The sequence below is a fragment of the Vibrio sp. K4 genome (genome assembly GCF_051122595.1).
Lineage (GTDB): Bacteria > Pseudomonadota > Gammaproteobacteria > Enterobacterales > Vibrionaceae > Vibrio > Vibrio owensii.
The window spans coordinates 2,299,663-2,319,928 of sequence record NZ_CP178577.1; the positions used below are offsets into that span (position 1 = coordinate 2,299,663).

The 20,266-nt window shown below is 46.4% G+C and carries 17 protein-coding genes and 6 tRNA genes; 13 read left to right on the forward strand and 10 right to left on the reverse strand.

Annotated elements, in window-relative coordinates; genetic code table 11:
• Positions 1-108 precede the first annotated feature (108 nt).
• From ACLIIY_RS10230 to ACLIIY_RS10255, 6 genes are all read left to right on the forward strand, one after another.
• Positions 109-193 (forward strand) — tRNA-Tyr (locus ACLIIY_RS10230).
• An 85-nt stretch (positions 194-278) separates the two neighbouring features.
• A tRNA-Tyr gene (locus ACLIIY_RS10235) sits at positions 279-363 on the forward strand.
• A gap of 85 nt (positions 364-448) precedes the next feature.
• Positions 449-533 (forward strand) — tRNA-Tyr (locus tag ACLIIY_RS10240).
• Positions 534-617: 84 nt separating this feature from the next.
• Positions 618-702 (forward strand) — tRNA-Tyr (locus ACLIIY_RS10245).
• Positions 703-787: 85 nt separating this feature from the next.
• Positions 788-872 (forward strand) — tRNA-Tyr (locus ACLIIY_RS10250).
• An 85-nt stretch (positions 873-957) separates the two neighbouring features.
• Positions 958-1,042: transfer RNA gene (locus ACLIIY_RS10255), tRNA-Tyr, on the forward strand.
• Between the two features lie 410 nt (positions 1,043-1,452).
• On the opposite strand, the gene ACLIIY_RS10260 is transcribed toward ACLIIY_RS10255, so the two are convergent.
• On the reverse strand, positions 1,453-2,328 hold the full coding sequence (locus ACLIIY_RS10260; RefSeq protein WP_009707155.1) for a Tim44 domain-containing protein: 876 nt from the start codon (positions 2,326-2,328) through the stop codon (positions 1,453-1,455).
• 256 nt (positions 2,329-2,584) lie between these two features.
• Between ACLIIY_RS10260 and ACLIIY_RS10265 the strand changes: the two genes are divergently transcribed.
• The 3 genes from ACLIIY_RS10265 (at position 2,585) to ACLIIY_RS10275 (ending at position 6,130) form a co-directional block, all read left to right on the forward strand.
• Positions 2,585-3,175, forward strand: coding sequence for a TetR/AcrR family transcriptional regulator (locus ACLIIY_RS10265; RefSeq protein WP_005437561.1), 591 nt, complete (start codon positions 2,585-2,587; stop codon positions 3,173-3,175).
• A 13-nt stretch (positions 3,176-3,188) separates the two neighbouring features.
• On the forward strand, positions 3,189-5,063 hold the full coding sequence (locus ACLIIY_RS10270) for an MFS transporter (protein WP_434527561.1): 1,875 nt from the start codon (positions 3,189-3,191) through the stop codon (positions 5,061-5,063).
• 161 nt (positions 5,064-5,224) lie between these two features.
• Positions 5,225-6,130 carry a YeiH family protein gene (locus ACLIIY_RS10275; protein ID WP_434528547.1) on the forward strand — a complete coding sequence of 302 codons (906 nt, stop codon included), beginning with the start codon at positions 5,225-5,227 and terminating at the stop codon, positions 6,128-6,130.
• Here the strand turns inward: ACLIIY_RS10275 and ACLIIY_RS10280 are convergent.
• Positions 6,116-6,316 (reverse strand): hypothetical protein, encoded by a 201-nt coding sequence (locus ACLIIY_RS10280; protein ID WP_199455711.1) that lies wholly within the window; start codon positions 6,314-6,316, stop codon positions 6,116-6,118. The two genes, ACLIIY_RS10275 and ACLIIY_RS10280, sit on opposite strands and share 15 nt — an antisense overlap.
• Positions 6,317-6,412: 96 nt before the next feature.
• Positions 6,413-7,294, reverse strand: coding sequence for a LysR substrate-binding domain-containing protein (locus ACLIIY_RS10285; protein WP_078607693.1), 882 nt, complete (start codon positions 7,292-7,294; stop codon positions 6,413-6,415).
• Between the two features lie 156 nt (positions 7,295-7,450).
• On the opposite strand from ACLIIY_RS10285, the gene nagE reads away from it, so the two are divergent.
• Complete coding sequence (gene nagE, locus ACLIIY_RS10290) at positions 7,451-8,905, forward strand: N-acetylglucosamine-specific PTS transporter subunit IIBC (RefSeq protein ID WP_020195995.1); 1,455 nt, start codon at positions 7,451-7,453, stop codon at positions 8,903-8,905.
• 50 nt (positions 8,906-8,955) lie between these two features.
• On the opposite strand, the gene menE is transcribed toward nagE, so the two are convergent.
• From menE to ACLIIY_RS10320, 6 genes are all read right to left on the reverse strand, one after another.
• On the reverse strand, positions 8,956-10,389 hold the full coding sequence (gene menE, locus ACLIIY_RS10295; protein ID WP_434527562.1) for an o-succinylbenzoate--CoA ligase: 1,434 nt from the start codon (positions 10,387-10,389) through the stop codon (positions 8,956-8,958).
• A complete protein-coding gene (gene menC / locus ACLIIY_RS10300; RefSeq protein WP_039985758.1) occupies positions 10,374-11,363 on the reverse strand; it encodes an o-succinylbenzoate synthase in 990 nt (329 codons plus the stop codon). Before menC ends, menE begins: the two co-directional genes overlap by 16 nt.
• Positions 11,364-11,492: 129 nt before the next feature.
• Positions 11,493-12,359: a 1,4-dihydroxy-2-naphthoyl-CoA synthase gene (gene menB, locus ACLIIY_RS10305; RefSeq protein WP_005382318.1), complete on the reverse strand. Its 867-nt coding sequence runs from the start codon at positions 12,357-12,359 to the stop codon at positions 11,493-11,495.
• Between the two features lie 26 nt (positions 12,360-12,385).
• Entirely contained in the window at positions 12,386-13,180 is a 795-nt protein-coding gene (menH, locus tag ACLIIY_RS10310) for a 2-succinyl-6-hydroxy-2,4-cyclohexadiene-1-carboxylate synthase (protein WP_434527563.1), read from the reverse strand.
• Positions 13,167-14,885, reverse strand: coding sequence for a 2-succinyl-5-enolpyruvyl-6-hydroxy-3-cyclohexene-1-carboxylic-acid synthase (menD, locus tag ACLIIY_RS10315; protein WP_434527564.1), 1,719 nt, complete (start codon positions 14,883-14,885; stop codon positions 13,167-13,169). Before menD ends, menH begins: the two co-directional genes overlap by 14 nt.
• The gene (locus tag ACLIIY_RS10320; RefSeq protein ID WP_434527565.1) at positions 14,882-16,189 is read right to left on the reverse strand and encodes an isochorismate synthase; all 1,308 of its coding nucleotides are present in this window, start codon (positions 16,187-16,189) and stop codon (positions 14,882-14,884) included. Before ACLIIY_RS10320 ends, menD begins: the two co-directional genes overlap by 4 nt.
• Before the next feature lie 217 nt (positions 16,190-16,406).
• On the opposite strand from ACLIIY_RS10320, the gene ACLIIY_RS10325 reads away from it, so the two are divergent.
• The 3 genes from ACLIIY_RS10325 (at position 16,407) to ACLIIY_RS10335 (ending at position 19,627) form a co-directional block, all read left to right on the forward strand.
• Positions 16,407-17,621, forward strand: coding sequence for a pyridoxal phosphate-dependent aminotransferase (locus ACLIIY_RS10325; RefSeq protein WP_005437583.1), 1,215 nt, complete (start codon positions 16,407-16,409; stop codon positions 17,619-17,621).
• 83 nt (positions 17,622-17,704) lie between these two features.
• The gene (gene yfbR, locus ACLIIY_RS10330; protein ID WP_009707166.1) at positions 17,705-18,289 is read left to right on the forward strand and encodes a 5'-deoxynucleotidase; all 585 of its coding nucleotides are present in this window, start codon (positions 17,705-17,707) and stop codon (positions 18,287-18,289) included.
• Between the two features lie 3 nt (positions 18,290-18,292).
• Positions 18,293-19,627: an anti-phage deoxyguanosine triphosphatase gene (locus ACLIIY_RS10335; protein WP_172666196.1), complete on the forward strand. Its 1,335-nt coding sequence runs from the start codon at positions 18,293-18,295 to the stop codon at positions 19,625-19,627.
• Between the two features lie 20 nt (positions 19,628-19,647).
• Here ACLIIY_RS10335 and ACLIIY_RS10340 read toward each other — a convergent pair whose 3' ends face one another.
• Positions 19,648-20,265 carry a tRNA-uridine aminocarboxypropyltransferase gene (locus ACLIIY_RS10340; RefSeq protein WP_434527566.1) on the reverse strand — a complete coding sequence of 206 codons (618 nt, stop codon included), beginning with the start codon at positions 20,263-20,265 and terminating at the stop codon, positions 19,648-19,650.
• Position 20,266: the final 1 nt, after the last annotated feature.

The window sequence follows — 20,266 nt, forward strand, 5'->3', positions numbered from 1 at the left end:
AACGTAAAAACGTAAGAAAAACGCTTTACAGCCTGAGCGAGTTTGCTATGATGCGCTCCGCACTTGAGAGATGTGTTGGGAAAACAATCTTAAGTATAAAAATACCCTGGAGGGGTTCCCGAGTGGCCAAAGGGAGCAGACTGTAAATCTGCCGGCACTGCCTTCGATGGTTCGAATCCGTCCCCCTCCACCATATTCTTTCTTATGTTTTTCCTTTGAACATGAGAACAACTTGGAAGCTAGGTTGGGAAACTAACTTTTAAGTATAAAAACACCCTGGAGGGGTTCCCGAGTGGCCAAAGGGAGCAGACTGTAAATCTGCCGGCACTGCCTTCGATGGTTCGAATCCGTCCCCCTCCACCATATTCTTTCTTATGTTTTTCCTTTGAACATGAGAACAACTTGGAAGCTAGGTTGGGAAACTAACTTTTAAGTATAAAAACACCCTGGAGGGGTTCCCGAGTGGCCAAAGGGAGCAGACTGTAAATCTGCCGGCACTGCCTTCGATGGTTCGAATCCGTCCCCCTCCACCATATTCTTTCTTATGTTTTTCCTTTGAACATGAGAACAACTTGGAAGCTAGGTTGGGAAACTAATTTTCAAGTATAAAACACCCTGGAGGGGTTCCCGAGTGGCCAAAGGGAGCAGACTGTAAATCTGCCGGCACTGCCTTCGATGGTTCGAATCCGTCCCCCTCCACCATATTCTTTCTTATGTTTTTCCTTTGAACATGAGAACAACTTGGAAGCTAGGTTGGGAAACTAACTTTTAAGTATAAAAATACCCTGGAGGGGTTCCCGAGTGGCCAAAGGGAGCAGACTGTAAATCTGCCGGCACTGCCTTCGATGGTTCGAATCCGTCCCCCTCCACCATATTCTTTCTTATGTTTTTCCTTTAAACATGAGAACAACTTGGAAAGCGTGTTGGGAAAACACTTTTTAAGTATAAAAATACCCTGGAGGGGTTCCCGAGTGGCCAAAGGGAGCAGACTGTAAATCTGCCGGCACTGCCTTCGATGGTTCGAATCCGTCCCCCTCCACCATATTGAAAAGCCAGCTCATTGAGCTGGCTTTTTTCGTTCTATAACTACCTTTTTTCAATGACTTACCTAACTATCTGGATAAATCTAGCCTCACTCACAGCGCGATTCTTAGTGGTCTTTCGTTAAGTAGTACGACACCTAGGTGCTTTCAACTAGATCTGCTTGAGAGGGAATCCAAGTGTCAGTTGGTTTATTTAGGTCAATGGAATCAAGCCATTGATCACCTCCGTCAGTTCTATCTTCACTATTCCCTACTGCCCCGCTCATCGTTTCCCCTATACCAACCCTATTTAGTTCGACTTCAATCACTCACCATTGGCGTGATACGTTTAGATTCTCTGATCTAAGGGCGTAAAAAACCCCGCTCGAGAGCGGGATTTTAATAAGACTAAATTGAACGCTGTTGGTGATTAACCTTGAATACCAACAATCAACCAAGGTGCATTTGGTACCGTTAGGTCACGTTCTAAGTGCCAGATATCTTCGATGTCTTCTTCGATACCTTCTTCTGCATCACGGTAACGACCGCTAAATTGCAGGCTAAGCTGTGCTTTGTTCGCATCGTAGTCAGCACGAACAATTTCCGCATCTACATACATCACATCAGTATGTTGCTCGCCATCTAGCTTCGCACGTTCTGCTTTCAGATCTTCGAACAGGCTTGGTGAAACGTACTCTTCAATAGTATGAAGTTGGTTGTGGTTCCACGCGCCTTGTAGGATTCGGTAGTGCTCACGAGAGCCGTTGATGAATGCCGCTTGGTCAAAACCCGGTGGGTAGTTATGCGGGATATCAGTTTGTGCACCGAAACCACCAAAACCACCTGCATTTGTGTTGTTAGGCTGCTGTTCAAAGTTCTGCATGTTTGGTTGCTCGAACTTAGAAGCGTTACCACCAAATGCTGGCTGCTGACGATGCTGATTCATACTACCCTGCTTAGCACCAAGCATGCCGCGCATCAGCTTGAAGATAACAAACGCAATCAAACCAATGATCAGGATATCCATAAACTGGATACCTTCGAATGCACCACCAAAGAATGCTGCCAATAGACCACCAGCAAGAAGACCACCAAGTAAGCCGCCCATCAAGCCTTTCTTGCTTGAAGATTTAGCACCTTGTTCTTTACCAATGGTGTTTGTGTTTTGTTGCTGCTGTTTAGGAGCAGGAGCCGTTTTATAGCTCTTACCGAATGACTTACCACCACCAAACTTCTTCGCTTCCGCGATAGGCGTTACAGCAACGGTAAACATCAGTAGGGCGACAATCGAAAATAAACGTTTCATCGTTATCCTTAAAATTGACGATAAGTACTTAATCATGCTGCCAGATAACAAGATGAACAAGCATCCAATATCAGTAGCACGCTAAATATGAGATGTGACCATCATACTCCGTCAGATTCAACAATGAAACATTCCACAATAGAAGACATGTATCAGAATATTGCCAAGCAATAGGTTTATGACTTGTTTGCGTTATTGACGGTCAATCGGTAGCTGACTATCATATTGAACGTTGTTCAATAAGTAGTTTTAAATTATGGCGCGCAGAAACGATCACACCAGAGAAGAGTTGGTCAACTTGACTCTTTCCACAGTCAAAGACTTTTTAGACGAAAACTCTTACCACGACCTTAGCCTTCGCAAGATCGCTAACATGATAGGTTACGTGCCAAGTACGCTAGTTAATATCTTTGGTAACTACAACCTACTGCTTTTACATGCCGTTGCACAGACATTGGATGAGTTGCAACAAGAAGCCGTAGCCGCGACGAAAAACAGTAAGGATGCTCATCAATCACTTTTTGAACTGGCATACTGCTACCACGACTTCGCGCAAAAGCACCCATACCGCTGGCAACTTGTGTTCGAGCACAACATGAATGGTGCCGAGCTACCAGAGTGGCACGCAAAACGCATCGACGGTATGACTGGCATGCTAGAATCCTTACTTGCTCAAATCGCACCGCATCGTACTGAATCTGAAGTACTGCAAGCGAGTCGCGTATTGTGGTCAGGTGTACATGGAATCACGCTTCTTAGCGTTGATGATAAGTTTTTCTCTAGTGAACCTATTGATGGTAAAGAGCTTATTGATAACCTGATTTCAAACTATCTGATCAGCTGGTAATAAAGGATTATTCATGTCATCAGACAGCCAGTCGTCTTTGCTTAGGCAGCGAAAGTTCCTCCCCTATTTTGTCACCCAGTTTTTCGGAGCTTTCAACGACAACATATTCAAAAACGTACTGCTGCTGTTTGTGGCCTTTGCTGGGTCCAGTGCATTACCGATCTCTAGCAACCTGTTTATTAACTTGGCTGCTGGCTTATTTATTCTGCCATTCTTCTTATTCTCGGCGTCTGCAGGCGTATTAGCTGATAAATACGAGAAGTCTTGGTTTATTCGTAAGGTAAAGCTTTTCGAAATCGGCATCATGCTTTTAGGGGCGATTGGCTTTATCACCGAAAGCTACGGCGTGTTGCTCTTGCTGCTTTTCTTGATGGGAACGCAATCCGCATTCTTTGGTCCCGTCAAATACGCTCTACTTCCTCAACAACTCAATGAAAAAGAGTTGGTTCCTGGCAACGCATTGGTCGAAGCCGGTACTTTTATTGCAATTCTGGTCGGTACGCTTGGCGCGGGGCTTATTGCTTCGGCCGACAATGCGAAATATCTTGCTGCCTTCTGCGTCGTTATCTTTGCTGTTCTTGGTTACTTGTCGAGTCGTTTTATTCCATTTGCATCAGCAAGCGCACCGGACATTCAATTCAAATGGCAGCCTTACAAGCAAACCAAACGCACACTTTCTATTGCCAAGTCTGACCGCATCGTTTTCCAATGCATCATGGCAATCAGTTGGTTCTGGTTCTTGGGTGCAGCATACCTGACTCAGTTCCCTAACTTCACCAAGGTGTATTTGAATGGCACCGAAAGCGCAGTTTCCTTCCTGTTAGCGCTCTTCTCTGTGGGGATTGCGGTCGGCTCTATGGCATGTAACTGGCTGTCCAATCATCGCATTGAAGTGGGTATCGTACCGATTGGCGCTTTAGGGATAACCATTTTCGGCTTCTTGATGGCGACATCGATTCCAACGGACTTACCTCGATTCCATACATTCGCAGAATTCGTCAGCTATGACGCTTTCTGGCCACTGTTCTTCTATCTATTGATGATTGGTATTTCGGGTGGTTTGTTTATCGTTCCTCTTTACGCCTTAATGCAACACAGGGCGAAAGAAACAGAACGTGCACAAGTAATTGCTGGCTTGAACATCTTTAACTCTCTGTTCATGGTAGGCAGTGCTGTATTAGGCATTGTTTGTTTGAGTGTGCTTGAGATGAGCATACCTCAACTGTTCGCTCTTTTGGCTATCCTGAATTTCTTAGTTGCCGCATACATCTTCCTGCAGATCCCTATCTTTGTGGTGCGCTTTGCGATGTGGGTGGTCACTCACACCATTTACCGTGTCAAACATAAGAACCTGCACCACCTTCCAGAACACGGTGGTGCGTTGATCGTCTGCAACCATGTCAGCTATATGGACTCACTACTGTTAAGTGCGGTCTGTCCTCGCCTGATTCGATTTGTGATGGAAGAAGACTACGCAAACCTTCCTCCTTTGCGACGTTTCCTTCGTCGAGCTGGAGTAATCCCTATTTCGGCAAGTAATCGAACGTCTATTCGTCGTGCGTTTAATGATGTTGAAAAAGCACTGAGTGAAGGCCATATCGTATGCATCTTCCCAGAAGGGCGTTTAACATCAGATGGTGAAATGAACGAGTTTATGCGCGGTATCGACATCATACTTCGTCGCAGCCCTGTTCCAGTGATTCCAATCGCCCTAAAAGGCTTGTGGGGCAGCTATTTCAGTCGAGCAAAAGGTCGTGCCTGTAAAGGGTTACCAACTCGCTTCTGGTCTAAACTAGAAATCGAAGCAGGAACGCCTGTCGATCCAAAGCAAGCAACGTCACAAGTGATGTTTGAAAAAGTGAAAGCACTGCGTGGTGACTGGCGCTAAACTCAAACCAGATAATTTGAGAATGTTGAACATACGTTTAGTTTTACTGAACGCATGTTCAATTCATTAAGACTTTCTGACCAAAAGCGTTACTGTATACTCCACGCTTTAACTCATAACAACGAACGACACCCTTGAATACAAAGAATATCCCCTTTGGATTGGCACTGCTGTTTTGTTTAACCCCTTTTGTGTCCTCTCCTATCGCGCTTGTGATCGGTTTTCTTTTGGCAAGTTTTAGCCTAGTACCGACAGAGCTTCCTATTGCTTCATTTACCAAGAAGCTGCTTTCTTATTCCATTATTGGTTTGGGCTTCGGGATTCAATTTGACCAAGCACTCGCAGTCACTTCTGACGGTATAGGTCTGATCATCGCGACCATCCTTGGTACGCTTGTGATCGGCATGATGATCGCCAAAGCAATAAAACTCGAACGCACAACGGCGTATTTAATTGCTTCTGGTACTGCCATTTGTGGTGGTAGCGCAATTGCTGCGGTCGCTCCAGCGATCAAAGCCAAAGACGAACAAATCGGTCTTGCACTTGCAACGGTTTTCGTTCTGAACTCACTGGCGCTGTTCATCTTCCCTGTTATTGGTCACGCTATTGGCTTGGATCAACACACGTTCGGAACGTGGGCTGCGATTGCAATTCACGATACCTCTTCCGTTGTGGGTGCTGCATCTGCTTACGGTGAAGAAGCATTGACTACCGCAACAACATTGAAGCTTGCTCGCGCATTGTGGATCATTCCTGTCGCGCTAGTGAGTGCTGTTATTTTTTCTCGCGGTAACGGAGAGGAAGGCAAGAGTAAGTTGGTGATTCCTTACTTCATTTTCTGGTACTGCGCTGCAATTGCATTCAGCGACTTCTTCCCGCAATTTGAAGTGGTGTATCAAGGCATCTTTGCTATTGCTAAGCAAGCGCTTGTGGTGTGTCTGTTCTTGATTGGTTGCAGCATTTCAGTATCGAAGCTGAAGTCGGCAGGCGCTAAGCCATTGTTGTTTGGCGTCACATTGTGGGTACTGATTTCAACTACGTCTTTAGGCTGGTTACTTCTCAACTAAACCTTGATTGATTTTCTGAGGCTGGGTTGGCTCGACTTTTCGTGTGCTTTGGCTTTTGTGTACCAATACTAAGGCGATCGCGACCAGGAAAGCAGTTAACTCAGCCAATGAGCGCGTCAAACCCTCCGTACTCATGGCTACGCCAATTTGTAGCAACACCGCTGCCGCTAACACTAACTTGATCATCCTGAACCTTATGCTTTATTCCTTAATCTTTGAGCATGATTATGATTCAGAGTTATAAGGATGCGAAATTCCCTTTTCGACTAATACATTGCGAAATCAACTAAGTTGGCTTTCTACCCACGAGATAAAAGTCTTCACTTTAGGTCGGTGTTCGTAGCCTGACGGACAAATCAAATCGTACCCCAACTGCGTATCCATCACCGGATAGGGACTAACCAACTCGCCTTTGTCTAAGAGATCTTTGACGAATCGATATCGCCCCATCGCAACGCCAACGTTATTTCTTGCTGCTAGCACTGCCATATCACGATGGCTCACACAGTAAAAATGCTGAAAAACATCCACGTCCAGTCCCATATAAGCAACCCAGCGCTGCCAAACATCAGAACCAAGTGCGTGAATAAAGTTGATGCGATTGAGAGACTCAGTGCCGTCTTCTAAGATATTCAGTTCCTTCATGTACTGAGGTGTACAGACCGGAATGTATTTTTCGCCAAACAACCGCTGACGATACACATCAACCATATGATCCGTATCGTAGAAGATCGCCACATCAATCTGATTGGTCACCAAGTCGAGTTGGTTTTCTTGGGCGAAAAGGTTGAGGTTAAAACCCGGGAAATGGCGCTGGAAATCCGCAATACGAGGCATCAACCACCCATTCAAAAACCCAGGGGACGCAGCAATGTTGAGCTCACCCACCAAGTCCGTCGACTTGATCTCTTCAATCTCATTAAAAATGGTACTGAGTGACGTAGATAACGTTTTTTGAAATCGATGCCCTTCTGATGTCAGTTCAAGCTTTCGAGTGCCTCGAACAAACAGAGAGAAACCCAATTCCTGTTCTAGCACTTTAATGCGATGGCTCACGGCGCCTTGAGTCAAGTGCAGCTCTTTTGCCGCCTGCGTAAAGCTGAGATGCTTAGCTGCGATGCTAAAAGTATGAAGGTTTCGAAGCAGTAACTGTTGATTCGCCATGATCGACCATGCATTAAAAATATTAATTCATGATAGTAGTGAATTCGTTTGTTTGCGTCGATAATTAAGTTTCAAATAGCCCTTAGAAACTTAATAAAAACGCCACTTTCAAACATAGATCATGTTTTAGGTGGTATTAAAATTATAGGGGCAAATATGAATATACTCGGCTACATGCAAAAAGTCGGTAAGGCATTAATGGTACCCGTAGCAACCCTACCTGCTGCGGCAATCTTGATGGGGATTGGCTACTGGATCGATCCGGTCGGCTGGGGTTCTGAAAGTGTCTTAGCAGCATTCCTCATTAAATCAGGCGGCGCAATCATCGACAACATGGCGGTACTGTTCGCCGTTGGTGTCGCTTTCGGATTAAGCAAAGACAAAAACGGCTCAGCAGCACTGTCTGGGTTTATCTGTTTTATGGTACTGACGACGCTATTGGCGCCAGGTGCCGTCACACAATTAATGGACGTCGCTGCGGATGAAGTGCCGGATGCATTCAATAAGATCAACAACCAGTTCATCGGTATTTTGGTAGGTATTATCTCCGCTGAAATCTATAACCGTTACTCAGGTGTCGAACTACCAAAAGCACTGGCGTTCTTTAGCGGCAAACGCCTAGTACCTATTCTCACCTCTATCGCAGGTATGGCGCTGGCGTTTGTTCTGCTTTACGTATGGCCTGTGATTTACGATGCATTAATTGTTTTCGGAACCAAACTTGAATCCATGGGTGCGGTTGGTGCGGGTTTATTCGGCTTCTTTAACCGTCTAATGCTAACTATCGGCATGCACCACGCGCTTTATCCTGTTTTCTGGTTTGATGTAGTTGGCATCAACGACATTCCAAACTTCTTAGGCGGCGCACAGTCTATTGCTAACGGCACAGCTGTAGTCGGCCAAACGGGTATGTACCAAGCTGGTTTCTTCCCAATCATGATGTTTGGTCTGCCGGGCGCTGCTCTTGCGATTTATCACTGTGCTGATAAGCAAAACAAAACCAAAGTATTTTCTATCATGCTAGCTGCAGCGATGGCTTCCTTCTTCACTGGTATTACAGAGCCTCTAGAGTTTAGCTTTATGTTCCTAGCGCCAGTGCTGTACCTGATTCACGCGGTACTGACTGGTATCTCAATGTACATTGCAGCAAGCATGCAGTGGATGGCGGGCTTTGGTTTCTCAGCTGGTTTCGTTGACTTCGTGCTATCAAGCCAAAACCCACTTGCAACCAAATGGTACATGCTGATCCCACAAGGCTTAGTCTTCTTTGCGATTTACTACAGCGTATTCCGCTTCGCGATCATCAAGTTCAACTTGCGTACACCGGGTCGTGGTGAGGACATGGAAAAAGAAGTCACCGAGAATATTGGCGAGCTAGCAAAAGACTACATCGCCGCAATTGGCGGTGCAGACAACATCCTAGAAGTGGACAACTGTATTACTCGACTTCGTTTGACTGTAAAAGATTCATCCCTAGCAGACGAAGCTAAGCTCAAACAATTGGGTGCTGCTGGTGTAGTCATGATTGGTAAAGGCGGCTTACAAGTGATTATCGGTCTAGGAAAAGTAGATAAAGTAGCTGAGCAGATGAAACTCGCGCTCGCTAATTAAAGAATTGTGGTGACTCACCATCACCACATCCCCCTGAAGTGCAATAACGCTTAGTCACCGTTTTGCACTTCATTTTTTAACCAGTCTTTCACCGCTTTGCGCGAAATTTTGATTCCCCCACCCAACAGGGTTTGAGGCATTGCGTAATACGCTACTGGCCATTTGAATTTTTCTAGCTTAGTTTTCAGATGTTGCTCGTATTGAGCTTTGTCCAGTAACGACCCTGTTTGAATTACAGCTACTGGTCGGTGTCCAAATTCAACATCTTCTATTGGAACAACGATACTTTGCGAAATACTCTCGATTTGGTTCAGTACCGCTTCAATTTCTTCACAGTGAACATTCTCACCGCCAGAGATAAATTGGTTATCTGCTCGACCAATGATCTTAAGTTCATCGCCTTGCCACTCTCCGAGATCTTTACTGTCGAACCAACCATTTTCATTCAGAAGTGAGATAACAGAGCCTTGCTTGAAATAGCCTGCTGCTAACGTTTGTCCGCCGATATAAATACGCTCTTCCACCAGCTTAATATCGCGATTTTGCAATAGATGACCCGCATTACTGATGCTATCAATTTGCTTCGCAGTTACGGTAGAGGCGGCTTCTGTCATACCATAACCCAGCCAAGTTTCAATGCCTTGCTGTGCTGCTCGCAGTGCCAACTCATGAGCAACATGACTGCCGCCGAGTAAGACATGCGAGAGAGACAATTCGACTTGTTCATCCAGTAAACGCTTAAGCTGGGTCGCAACTAAAGAAGCGTGAGAGACACCAAGAATATCATCAGCAAGATTTCCGTTTCCTACCTTAAGCGTTGCCCCTGCAAACAACCAACGGTAGACAATCGCCAAGCCTGACACGTGGTAAAGCGGCAAAGAAAGCAGCCAAGTATCTTGATGGTTGAATTGGAATTCGCTTAACAGACCTTGAGCAGAAGCAAGGTGCTGACGATGAGTATGCACCACGGCTTTAGAGGTGCCCGTCGAGCCAGAGGTAAACACAATAGACGCTAAAGCATCATGTGCGTAGCCTTCGTTTGAAGTGCCAGCATCACATTGCGATTCGCTATCCAGAGTCGAAAGTTGGATGATACCTAGTTGCGATAACTGCTGTTCAGAATAGCTAGCGGCAACACCATCAGCAAACCACACAAAACGTTGTTGAGTTGGCTTATATAGCGTCGTTAACTTACCCGCAAGTGCCTCAAAAGGCTGCGGCATGGTCAACGCAGCAATTGCGCCTATCTGCTGAGCAGCAAGATAAAACCACAGGGTTTCAACTTGGTTCTTACCGACTAGCGTCACCACGTCTCCACTCGCGACACCCTGTTGTTGAAGGTAGCGAGCGTACAAGTCGACACGAGCAGTCAATTGCTGCCAGTTAACTTGTTCTTTTGTTGTCTCAAGCGCAATAGAAAAAGGGCTCACTTGAGCCCAGTATTTCCATGGTGCAATCGCAATAGTATCTACGCTGAATGCCACACTAACTCCTGCTCAGATAGCGGAAGAACTGGAAGTTCACACTTCGGCCAACCTTGCTCTAGCTGCGCTTTGAACAAACCAATCGTATCCAAACCTGGGATCTCATTAGGTAGTTGCCATTGTGCTAAGCGAGCAAGTTGGTTCAGGCCAAGGCTTGATTCAATGCTTGAACTGATTACGGCTTTAATACCTAACGTCTTCGCCTTTTCAATCAGCTTAATACAAAAATCAACTGAGCCGATCAGCGTTGGCTTGATGATGATGGTTTTCACGCCAGTAAGATCTTCTAAGCTGAAATCTTCACGGCGAACCGCATCTTGCAGTGTTTCATCCCACGCGATTGCAATACCCGTATTAATTGCAAAAGACAGGCTATCACCCGGAGAGCGGCATGGCTCTTCCAAGAAGGTAATACGCTGGCGTAGTGATGGTGCAATGTACTTAGCAAACTGCTGGGCTTTTTCTGGCGTCCAAGCACGGTTTGCATCAAGACGAAGCGTCAGCTGTGGAATCGATTCAAGGAACAAGTTCACTAGCATGCCGTCACGAATAGGTTCGTACAAACCCACTTTTACTTTCGCGACTTTTTCGCCTTCCATTTCGTTCAGTTTCGGGATCAGATCGTCTGGGTCACCGTTACACAGAGGGGCGACTTGGTACTTACCTTGTGCAGGTAAACCGCCTTCAAGTTCCAGCTGAGCCATAGACAGGCCAAATGCAACCGATGGATACATGTGGTTGTAATCTAAAGGCAAGTTTGCCACCCAGCGTTCTGCTTGTGCTTGCAGCTGAATGCCCGCTTCTTCAGTGCCTTCTAGACTGAAGCCAACCAAAGGAGCAACTTCACCGCGACCAACCTTGTCACCGTCCGTTAATTCAAGGATATAACCTTTACGTTCCGTCAGCTTGTTATCACGTAGTATTACGCCACTGTCCATTGGTAGACAGTAACGGTAAATCTTCGCTTTACGCATAATTCGAATCCTATGTAATGCCGTATATTCTGAGCTTTTTAACGAGAGAACTCGCTAGTCTCCCAGAGGGCGAGACGCTCAGGACGAAAAACGAAACAGAGGAGCACAAAGGCTCCTCTTCTATACGGATTATGGGTTACGAGGGAACTTGTCGAAGTCTGGGCGACGTTTCTCGTTGAATGCGTTACGACCTTCTTGGCCTTCATCTGTCATGTAGAACATCATAGTCGCGTTACCCGCCAGTTCTTGCAGACCCGCTTGGCCATCACAGTCCGCGTTCAATGCGGCTTTCAAGCAACGCAGTGCCATTGGGCTGTGTTGCAGAACTTCACGACACCAACGAACGGTTTCTTTCTCTAGATCCGCTAGTGGCACTACTGTGTTTACTAGGCCCATGTCTACCGCTTCTTGAGCGTTGTAGAAACGACATAGGAACCAGATTTCGCGAGCTTTCTTTTGGCCTACGATGCGAGCCATGTAAGATGCGCCCCAACCGCCGTCAAATGAACCCACTTTAGGGCCTGTTTGACCAAATTGAGCGTTGTCAGCCGCAATCGTTAGGTCACACATCATGTGCAGTACGTGACCACCGCCCACAGCCCAACCTGCTACCGATGCGATCACTGGTTTTGGACAAGTACGAATATCACGTTGGAAGTCCAATACGTTTAGGTGGTGCGTACCTTGGTCGTCTTTGTAGCCGCCGTAGTCGCCACGGATCTTCTGGTCACCGCCAGAACAGAATGCGTCTTCACCTAGACCTGTCAGAATGATCACGCCAACACCAGAGTCGTAGCGTGCATCTGCCAACGCATCAATCATCTCTTTTACCGTTTGAGGACGAAACGCGTTACGCACTTGAGGACGTGCAATAGTGATTTTCGCGATACCATCTTCAGACTTGTGGTAATGAATGTCCTCGTATTTCTCGCCGCAATCTTTCCATTGAACCGGAGCGTAAAGTTCTTCTTCAGAAATGCCTACTGTTTTAGCCATGGTGATTCCCATTGTTCTCGTTGCTCTCACTCAAAGTGAGAATGAATTATTTGATTAACTTGCCTCGCAAATCGCTGTGGTTGCTCTTGGTGGACGTTATGTCCAGCACCTTCGATTTGTCGATACGCCAACCCGCTTGTCTCAGCCAGTTGGCTAAATTTTTTGTCTTTTTCGCCGCAGATATAATGCAGTGGAACCGCTTGCTGTTGCAGAGCTGGGAGCAAATAAGATTGCTTCGCTAATGACGTTGCAATCAGCATATCCGCTACCGCGGAACCAAGATTAGCACTTCGTTTCGCAATCAATGTTTGTCTTTGCTCATGGTTTAGTGAAGAAAAGACCAACTGTTGGTACCAATCGTTCAAAACACAGGCAAGAGGCTCAGTTTTGAAACGCTTTGCCCAGCGCGAATCGTTTTCGAATCGAGCCTGTCTGTCTGACTCACTTTGAAGCCCGAAGTTTCCTCCTTCCACAATGCTTCCACAAATATTGAGATCTGGAAAACATTGGTGAGCAAGGCCATGCATAGCAATGCGTCCACCCATTGAGTAACCAATCAGGATAAGCGGTTGTTGCGAAGGAAATAATAAAGATAGTGCGGAATTGAGTAATTTGCAGCAATCATTCAGATCGCTACAAGAAATAGATTGGCTATGCCCATGACCAGGGAGGTCAACCGTAACACGTTCATACTCGGGTAACGCGTTGATACACGCTTGCCACTCTTCACCGCTACCAAGCAAGCCATGCAAAAACACCAGAGTAGGCAAAGTACTACTTTGGTGCTTTTCCGTTGCTGGGAAGCGTTTAGAATAGAGCATGCAAATTCTTGTTGAAGGATTTTAGCTGCTCTACCGCTTGGTTCGATGGCGTTTGAACTTCAACCACTAACGCCCCTTCGCCGCTAGCAAAATGCTCAGAGACTATAGATTGATACTCAGCAAGCGTGTTCGGTTTGCGATACTGTAAACCAAACTGTTTCGCTGCATGTTCAAATTCATAGCCATGAGGCATTTGATAGAACGACTCGCGATGCTCTTGCGGTACAGGCAGTAAGTCAAAAATCGCACCACCATCGTTGTTAGTGATCACCAACACCGAAGGCAACTTGTTGTGCGTAAACAGTGCCAATGAGTTCAGCCCATATAAGGCAGAAGTATCGCCAATAAACATTAACATCGGGTTTTGGCGCGCGCGTTGTACCCCGCTTGCCGTTGCAAACAGGCCATCAATGCCAGACGCACCACGGTTAGTGAAAACCTCTGTGTTATCAAGCTTGCCGAACATGTCGATCAATCGAACAAACAGACTGTTGCCAACAAACAGATCCACACCTTGAGCACGCTCAGCCACATCAATCGCTAACGCAATCTCGCTCAACTCACTTTTAGGGTCAGATGCAAACAAGCCTTTCGCGTGTTGCGTGACCTGTTTGATGTCCGCGGCAAGTTCATTTGCCCAACCAGCGTGTTCTGATGAAAACTCCGTCGTACGTTCAACCCATGAGCTTGGCTGCTCTGCCCAGTGCCATTGCGGTAAGTGACTTTGGTTATCTCGCTCTAATCGAGGCGATACGTACCAATATTGAATATCACCACCTTGCTGATTGCGCGCTACATGTTTTTCTAACCAGTGATTAAAACGTTTGGAAATGATTCGACTACCGAACTGCACGATTAAGTCACAGCAATCCAGTTGGCTTGCCAATTTCGGATTCTGCAACCATAAATCAAAATGCGCCCAATCCGAACTGACACCACTTTGCGGATCAGCAAGCACCGGCCAGCCCATTTGCTCTGCAAACGCTTGTGCGGCTTGCGCCTGAACCAGTGGCAAACTACCAATGATCACCACACCTTTGTTATCCCCACAGCTTGGAATTGCACTGCTGGTTTTCGGGTTAAAACGCTGGCAATACGTCACCTTGCTATCTCGCCAGCCAGCAACGGCATCAAGGTAGTCCTGAAAGGTGCTCTTTTCTGTATTGGAGTACAAAGGCTCTGGGAACGCACAGTTAATGTGAACCGCACTGCCTCTTAGGCGCTGAGTAAACATCACTTCATCAACAGAAGTAAGCAACCAATTCAACGGAGTTGATAGCGTAGGGCTCGGCAGGTTAAGGCTGTCAGAAACATGTCCTGAAAAAATACCCAATTGATTAATAGCTTGGTTTGCACCGCAACCTACCAGTTCAACCGGACGGTCTGCAGTTAGCACCACCAGCTTTTCACCCGTCAGTTTTGCTTCAGCAATAGCAGGTAAAAGGTTAGCGACAGCGGTACCAGAAGTCACGATCAACGCAACCGGCTGTTTACTTGCCTTTGCAAGCCCAAGAGCCATAAAGCCTAAGCCACGCTCATCAAAGTGCGTGTGAATAGTAAAATTTGGGTTATCTGCCGCCTCTACCGTTAAAGGTGTAGAGCGGGAACCGGGTGCGATACAAACGTGGTTCACACCAAAGCGGTTCAATTCTGTCAGGATGGTTTCAGACCAGATGCGATTCAATACAGCTTGATCTGCCTTCATGATGCAACCCCAAGCGGTGGGTGGTCTGAAATAAGAGATAGTAACGTCGACATTTTTTTATCTAACTCGGCCCATTCATGTTCTGCAATGGAGCCTGGAACAATACCCGCGCCAGCAAACAGTTGGACTTGATCGCCCAAGATCAAAGCACTTCTGATTGCGACACAAAACTCTGCACGCTCATGGCTAATGTAACCCATAGAGCCTGCATACCAGCCGCGTGCAAACGGCTCATTATCCAAAATAAATTGCATCGACTCTTTACGCGGCAAACCCGCAACGGCGGCAGTTGGCTGTAAAGCTGAAAGCAATTGAACACCGTTGATGCCTGCTTTCAGACCCGCATGAATATTACGCTTAAGGTGTTGGACTTTTCTCAGGCGAACTAATCGAGGCTCTTTTTCTACTTCAACGCTCTCTGAATGTGGCGACAAGCGATCAACAATGTCATCCACCACATACTGGTTTTCGTTCAGGTTCTTTGAATCTTGAGATAACCAGTTCGCTAGCTCCATATCTTGCGTAGCATTGTCACCACGACCAATCGTGCCTGCTAATGCTTCAGTGTGGAGTTCATGCCCAACACGCGAATACAGACGCTCAGGGGTAGAGCCCATGAAGCTGTGCTTGCTGTCTAAGCTCAGTAGGAAATGGAAACTGTGGTGGTTATTTAGGTAACTCGCTTTCAGGAGTTGCGCAGCAGAAAGTGTCGAATCTAAGCGAACTGTTGATTTGCGAGCTAAAACGACTTTTTTAAAATCGTCGTTCTCAATACCTGTCAGTACTTTCTCTACCAAATCATTCCATTGAGGCTCTGTTGGCGCATGATCAATAGAACGAATATGAGAAGAAATTGGCGCAAGCATAGGCACATCACAAACCAGCTTTTTCAAGCCTGCTAATGTACGGGTTTTATCTTCTGAGATATTCACTGCAAGCGACCATTGCTGATCGAAGCGAATCAACTCGATTTGCGGTAGAAAGAAGAAAGACGGCATGCAGCGGCGGTTTTTCTCGTGCTGACCATCGAATGAACGCCCACCCCATACGCGTTGGCCTTCGCCAAGGATCGTATAGGCAGGTCCTGGCTCAACAAATGAATGGAGCTGACCTAGGGCAACAACTTCTTCACGAGTATCACGGGACTGCCAGTAAAACTTGGGAAAAAGTGGTTGTGCTTCAAGCCAGTCAATAAACGCGAAATTGGGTTTCTCGCTGAGTGGCTCGACTAAACGTGTTTGATTGCCTTCCGTTTGCTGAACTCGCTCGATAATTCTCTTTACGGCTTGATGGAACTGTGACAAATCAACCTCGAAGTCTATGAGGATAAGGGATAACTGACGGCTACTCTAAGTTTAGACCCAAAGCAAATCAAGGTCGTATGCGATCTTTTGCAAAATCCTGTGATACCAACAGGACAAAAGTTAGCCACTAAACGGATAATTTACAGATTTTTATTCTAATAAAAAACAAATTATTGTACTTTAATAAAGAAATTAACGATTTTTTAGGAATTATACAATGCAAAATATCGGGATGTCGTCAAAACTCGACAATGTCTGCTACGACATTAGGGGTCCTGTACTCAAACATGCTAAGCGCATGGAGGAAGAAGGGCATAAAATCCTAAAGCTAAACATTGGTAACCCCGCCCCATTTGGTTTTGACGCCCCTGATGAGATCTTAGTAGATGTAATCCGCAATCTACCAACTTCTCAAGGCTACTGTGATTCCAAAGGCATCTACTCTGCGCGTAAAGCCGTTGTACAACATTACCAACGTAAAGGCATCCGCTCACTCGATGTTGAAGATGTATACGTAGGTAACGGCGTTTCAGAGCTAATCGTGATGGCAATGCAAGCGCTACTGAACAACGGCGATGAAATGCTGATTCCGGCACCAGACTACCCATTGTGGACGGCATCTGTTGCTCTGTCTGGTGGTAAACCTGTGCATTACATCTGTGATGAAGGCGCAGACTGGTATCCTGATCTAGAAGACATTAAAAAGAAAATCACCCCAAAAACACGTGGCATTGTTCTGATCAACCCGAACAACCCAACGGGTGCTGTATACAGTCGTGATTTTCTACTAGAAGTTATCGAGATTGCCCGCCAACACAACCTGATCATCTTCGCTGACGAGATCTACGACAAAGTGCTTTACGACGGAGCGACACACACCTCAGTCGCGACGCTAACAGAAGATGTGCTAGTGATGACCTTCAACGGTTTGTCAAAAGCATACCGTGTTTGTGGCTTCCGTGGCGGCTGGATGTTCCTAACCGGCCCTAAACATCTGGCGCAAGGTTACATCAACGGTCTTGAACTGCTTTCGTCAATGCGTTTATGTGCCAACGTACCGATGCAACACGCGATTCAAACCGCATTGGGTGGCTACCAAAGTATTAATGAGCTGATCTTACCGGGTGGTCGTTTGCTTGAACAACGTAACCGTGCTTACGAGCTGATTAATCAGATCCCTGGGGTTTCTTGTGTGAAGCCGAAAGGCGCTATGTACTTGTTCCCGAAAATCGACACCAAGATGTACAACATTAAGAATGACCAGCAGATGGTGCTCGATTTCTTGAAGCAAGAAAAAGTGCTGCTCGTGCAGGGTTCAGGCTTTAACTGGCCGAAACCGGATCACTTCCGTATCGTAACCCTGCCGCACGTAGAAGATCTTGAAACCGCGATTGGCCGCTTTGAGCGTTTCCTATCAACGTATAGCCAGTAGTAATTACTGCTGATCTCTCATATGCTTAGAGGAGCTCCTAGTGAGCTCCTTTTTTTGTATCAGCATCAAAATTGGAGACAGCAATGAAAGAAAGCCATTTTTTCGCCCACTTGGCACGAATGAAGCTAATCCAACGCTGGCCCTTAATGCGCTCAGTATCACCAGAAAACGTTTCTGAACACAGCCTGCAAGTCGCGTTTGTCGCTCATGCCCTAGCCCTAATCAAAAACAAAAAGTTTGGCGGTACACTGAATCCCGAACGCATTGCTATTCTTGCGATGTACCACGACTCCAGTGAAGTATTAACGGGGGACCTTCCAACCCCAGTGAAGTATTACAACCCAGAAATTTCTAAAGAATATAAAAAGATAGAAGCCGCAGCCGAGCAAAAGCTACTATCCATGCTGCCAGAAGAATTCCAAGACGATTTTGCACCGTATCTGCTTTCGCACTCTGCACATGAAGAAGATGCCTTGATCGTTAAGCAAGCCGACTCCATCTGCGCGTACTTAAAATGTCTCGAAGAACTGAGCGCAGGTAACCACGAGTTTGCCTTGGCTAAAAAGCGCCTAGACATCACACTGCAAGAACGCAAAACACCAGAAATGGAATACTTCCTTCATACCTTTGCCCCAAGTTTTGAATTATCGCTGGATGAAATCAGTTAGTTGATGGAGAGAAAAGTGTCGTTTGAATTAGATGCCTTGTGGCAAGAACGCCATGATGATGAACATAAAATCCGCCGTGACGATCATCGTAGTCCTTACCAGCGAGATCGCGCTCGTATACTGCACTCTGCGGCATTTCGTCGCCTACAAGCGAAAACTCAAGTCCACGGCAACAGCTTAGAAGATTTCCACCGTACCCGTTTGACCCACTCTCTTGAAGCGGCGCAATTGGGCACGGGCATTGTCGCTCAACTGAAAAAGAAGCAGCCGGAGTTTCGAGACTTACTGCCTTCAGACAGTTTGATTGATTCGCTCTGTTTGGCACACGATATCGGTCATCCGCCTTATGGGCACGGTGGCGAAGTCGCGCTGAATTACATGATGCGTGAACATGGCGGCTTTGAAGGCAATGCCCAGACGTTTCGCATTGTCACCAAACTAGAGCCTTATACCGAACACTTTGGCATGAACTTGTCACGCCGTGCCTTACTCGGTTTGATTAAATATCCTGCTCTGCTGAGTCAAACAAGAGCGCTGTGTATGCCCGATCCTGTGGAGCATCAACGCAAACTGAAAGCCAAAGACTGGAGCCCGGCAAAAGGCTTGTATGACTGTGATAAAGACTTGTTTGATTGGGTAATTGCACCACTGACGGACAATGACAAAGCCCTGTTGAGTCAAATGCGCTGTCGTCCGGAGTCAGACCTAGAACACTGTAAAACCCGCTTTAAATCGCTCGACTGCTCGATCATGGAACTTGCGGACGATATCGCTTACGGCGTGCATGATTTGGAAGATGCGATAGTGCTTGGCATGGTCACTCGCCAGCAATGGCAAGAAGGCGCAGCCAGTCAATTAGCGGATTGTGGCGACCCATGGTTTGAAGAACATATTGGTTCTATCGGACAAATGCTGTTTAGCGGCAAACATCACCAACGCAAAGATGCGATTGGTGGCATGGTGAATGCGCTGTTGACCAGTATTTCAATCAAAGTGGTGGATGAGCCGTTTAATAACCCGCTCTTAGCTTGGAATGCCTGTTTAGAGCCACACATGGCCAAAGCACTAGAGGTACTCAAACACTTCGTGAGCCAATATGTGATTCAAGTGCATCAAGTGCAGATCGTAGAGTACAAAGGCCAACAGATCATCATGGATTTGTTTGAAGCCCTAAGTGCTGACCCTGAGCGTCTGCTGCCACCGCACACTCGCTCACTATGGCAAGAAGCAAGCTGCGAAAGCGCAAAGATGCGCGTGATTGCAGATTATATCTCAGCAATGACCGATGGCCATGCACAAAAGCTGCATCGGCAGTTGTTCTCTTCAATAGTCCTTTAGAGAAGTACTCTATCGGTTCGCTACTCGTCTTTCAGATAGTTCTTTTCAAATACGCCCGGAGGCATCTGGGCGATTTGAAATTCAATCATCTTCTCAAACGCCGTTAGCAAAGGCGTGAAATCTTTCCCAGACTCCATCAAGCTCAGAGCATGAAAGCCTGCTTCCACTGTTGATAAGCTGTTGTTCGATGGAGCCTTACGAATGGTGTAATGACCTTGCAGATCCTCTGGCAGTTTAACCGTTGGGATAGAATGCAAGTTGGTCGAAAGCTGCCACATCTTGTAGGCTTTCTTCCAAGTACCATCGAGTAAAATCAAACGTATTTTCTTATCTGCCGTCTCACCAACCGTCGCCAACTCTGAAAGACACAACGATTGTTCTGAAGGGTAAAGAATGAAATATTGGTAAGCGCTGTCCTCAAGCAACGCGTTCAACGCTGCATTGTCAGAAAAGTCTTCTCCAATCAGGCAAGTACAATGATTTAGGCTCAAATTGAGAATCCGTGCCGTACCAAGAGGACGATGTTCTTCACTCGTATGCTGAAGGATGATAAGTTCAACCTCGTTTGCTAGCGGTACAATCCATTGGCAAATACAAGCTTTGCGCGACTTTCCACACTGAGAACAATAACGAGACATA

Bases quoted from the DNA above. Each gene is read 5' to 3' on its own strand.
- ACLIIY_RS10260 (WP_009707155.1), bottom strand. From the start codon at position 2,328: ATGAAACGTTTATTTTCGATTGTCGCCCTACTGATGTTTACCGTTGCT.
- ACLIIY_RS10265 (WP_005437561.1), top strand. From the start codon at position 2,585: ATGGCGCGCAGAAACGATCACACCAGAGAAGAGTTGGTCAACTTGACT.
- ACLIIY_RS10270 (WP_434527561.1), top strand. From the start codon at position 3,189: ATGTCATCAGACAGCCAGTCGTCTTTGCTTAGGCAGCGAAAGTTCCTC.
- ACLIIY_RS10280 (WP_199455711.1), bottom strand. From the start codon at position 6,316: ATGATCAAGTTAGTGTTAGCGGCAGCGGTGTTGCTACAAATTGGCGTA.
- ACLIIY_RS10285 (WP_078607693.1), bottom strand. From the start codon at position 7,294: ATGGCGAATCAACAGTTACTGCTTCGAAACCTTCATACTTTTAGCATC.
- nagE (WP_020195995.1), top strand. From the start codon at position 7,451: ATGAATATACTCGGCTACATGCAAAAAGTCGGTAAGGCATTAATGGTA.
- menC (WP_039985758.1), bottom strand. From the start codon at position 11,363: ATGCGTAAAGCGAAGATTTACCGTTACTGTCTACCAATGGACAGTGGC.
- menB (WP_005382318.1), bottom strand. From the start codon at position 12,359: ATGGCTAAAACAGTAGGCATTTCTGAAGAAGAACTTTACGCTCCGGTT.
- menH (WP_434527563.1), bottom strand. From the start codon at position 13,180: ATGCTCTATTCTAAACGCTTCCCAGCAACGGAAAAGCACCAAAGTAGT.
- menD (WP_434527564.1), bottom strand. From the start codon at position 14,885: ATGAAGGCAGATCAAGCTGTATTGAATCGCATCTGGTCTGAAACCATC.
- ACLIIY_RS10325 (WP_005437583.1), top strand. From the start codon at position 16,407: ATGCAAAATATCGGGATGTCGTCAAAACTCGACAATGTCTGCTACGAC.
- yfbR (WP_009707166.1), top strand. From the start codon at position 17,705: ATGAAAGAAAGCCATTTTTTCGCCCACTTGGCACGAATGAAGCTAATC.
- ACLIIY_RS10335 (WP_172666196.1), top strand. From the start codon at position 18,293: ATGGAGAGAAAAGTGTCGTTTGAATTAGATGCCTTGTGGCAAGAACGC.
- ACLIIY_RS10340 (WP_434527566.1), bottom strand. From the start codon at position 20,265: ATGTCTCGTTATTGTTCTCAGTGTGGAAAGTCGCGCAAAGCTTGTATT.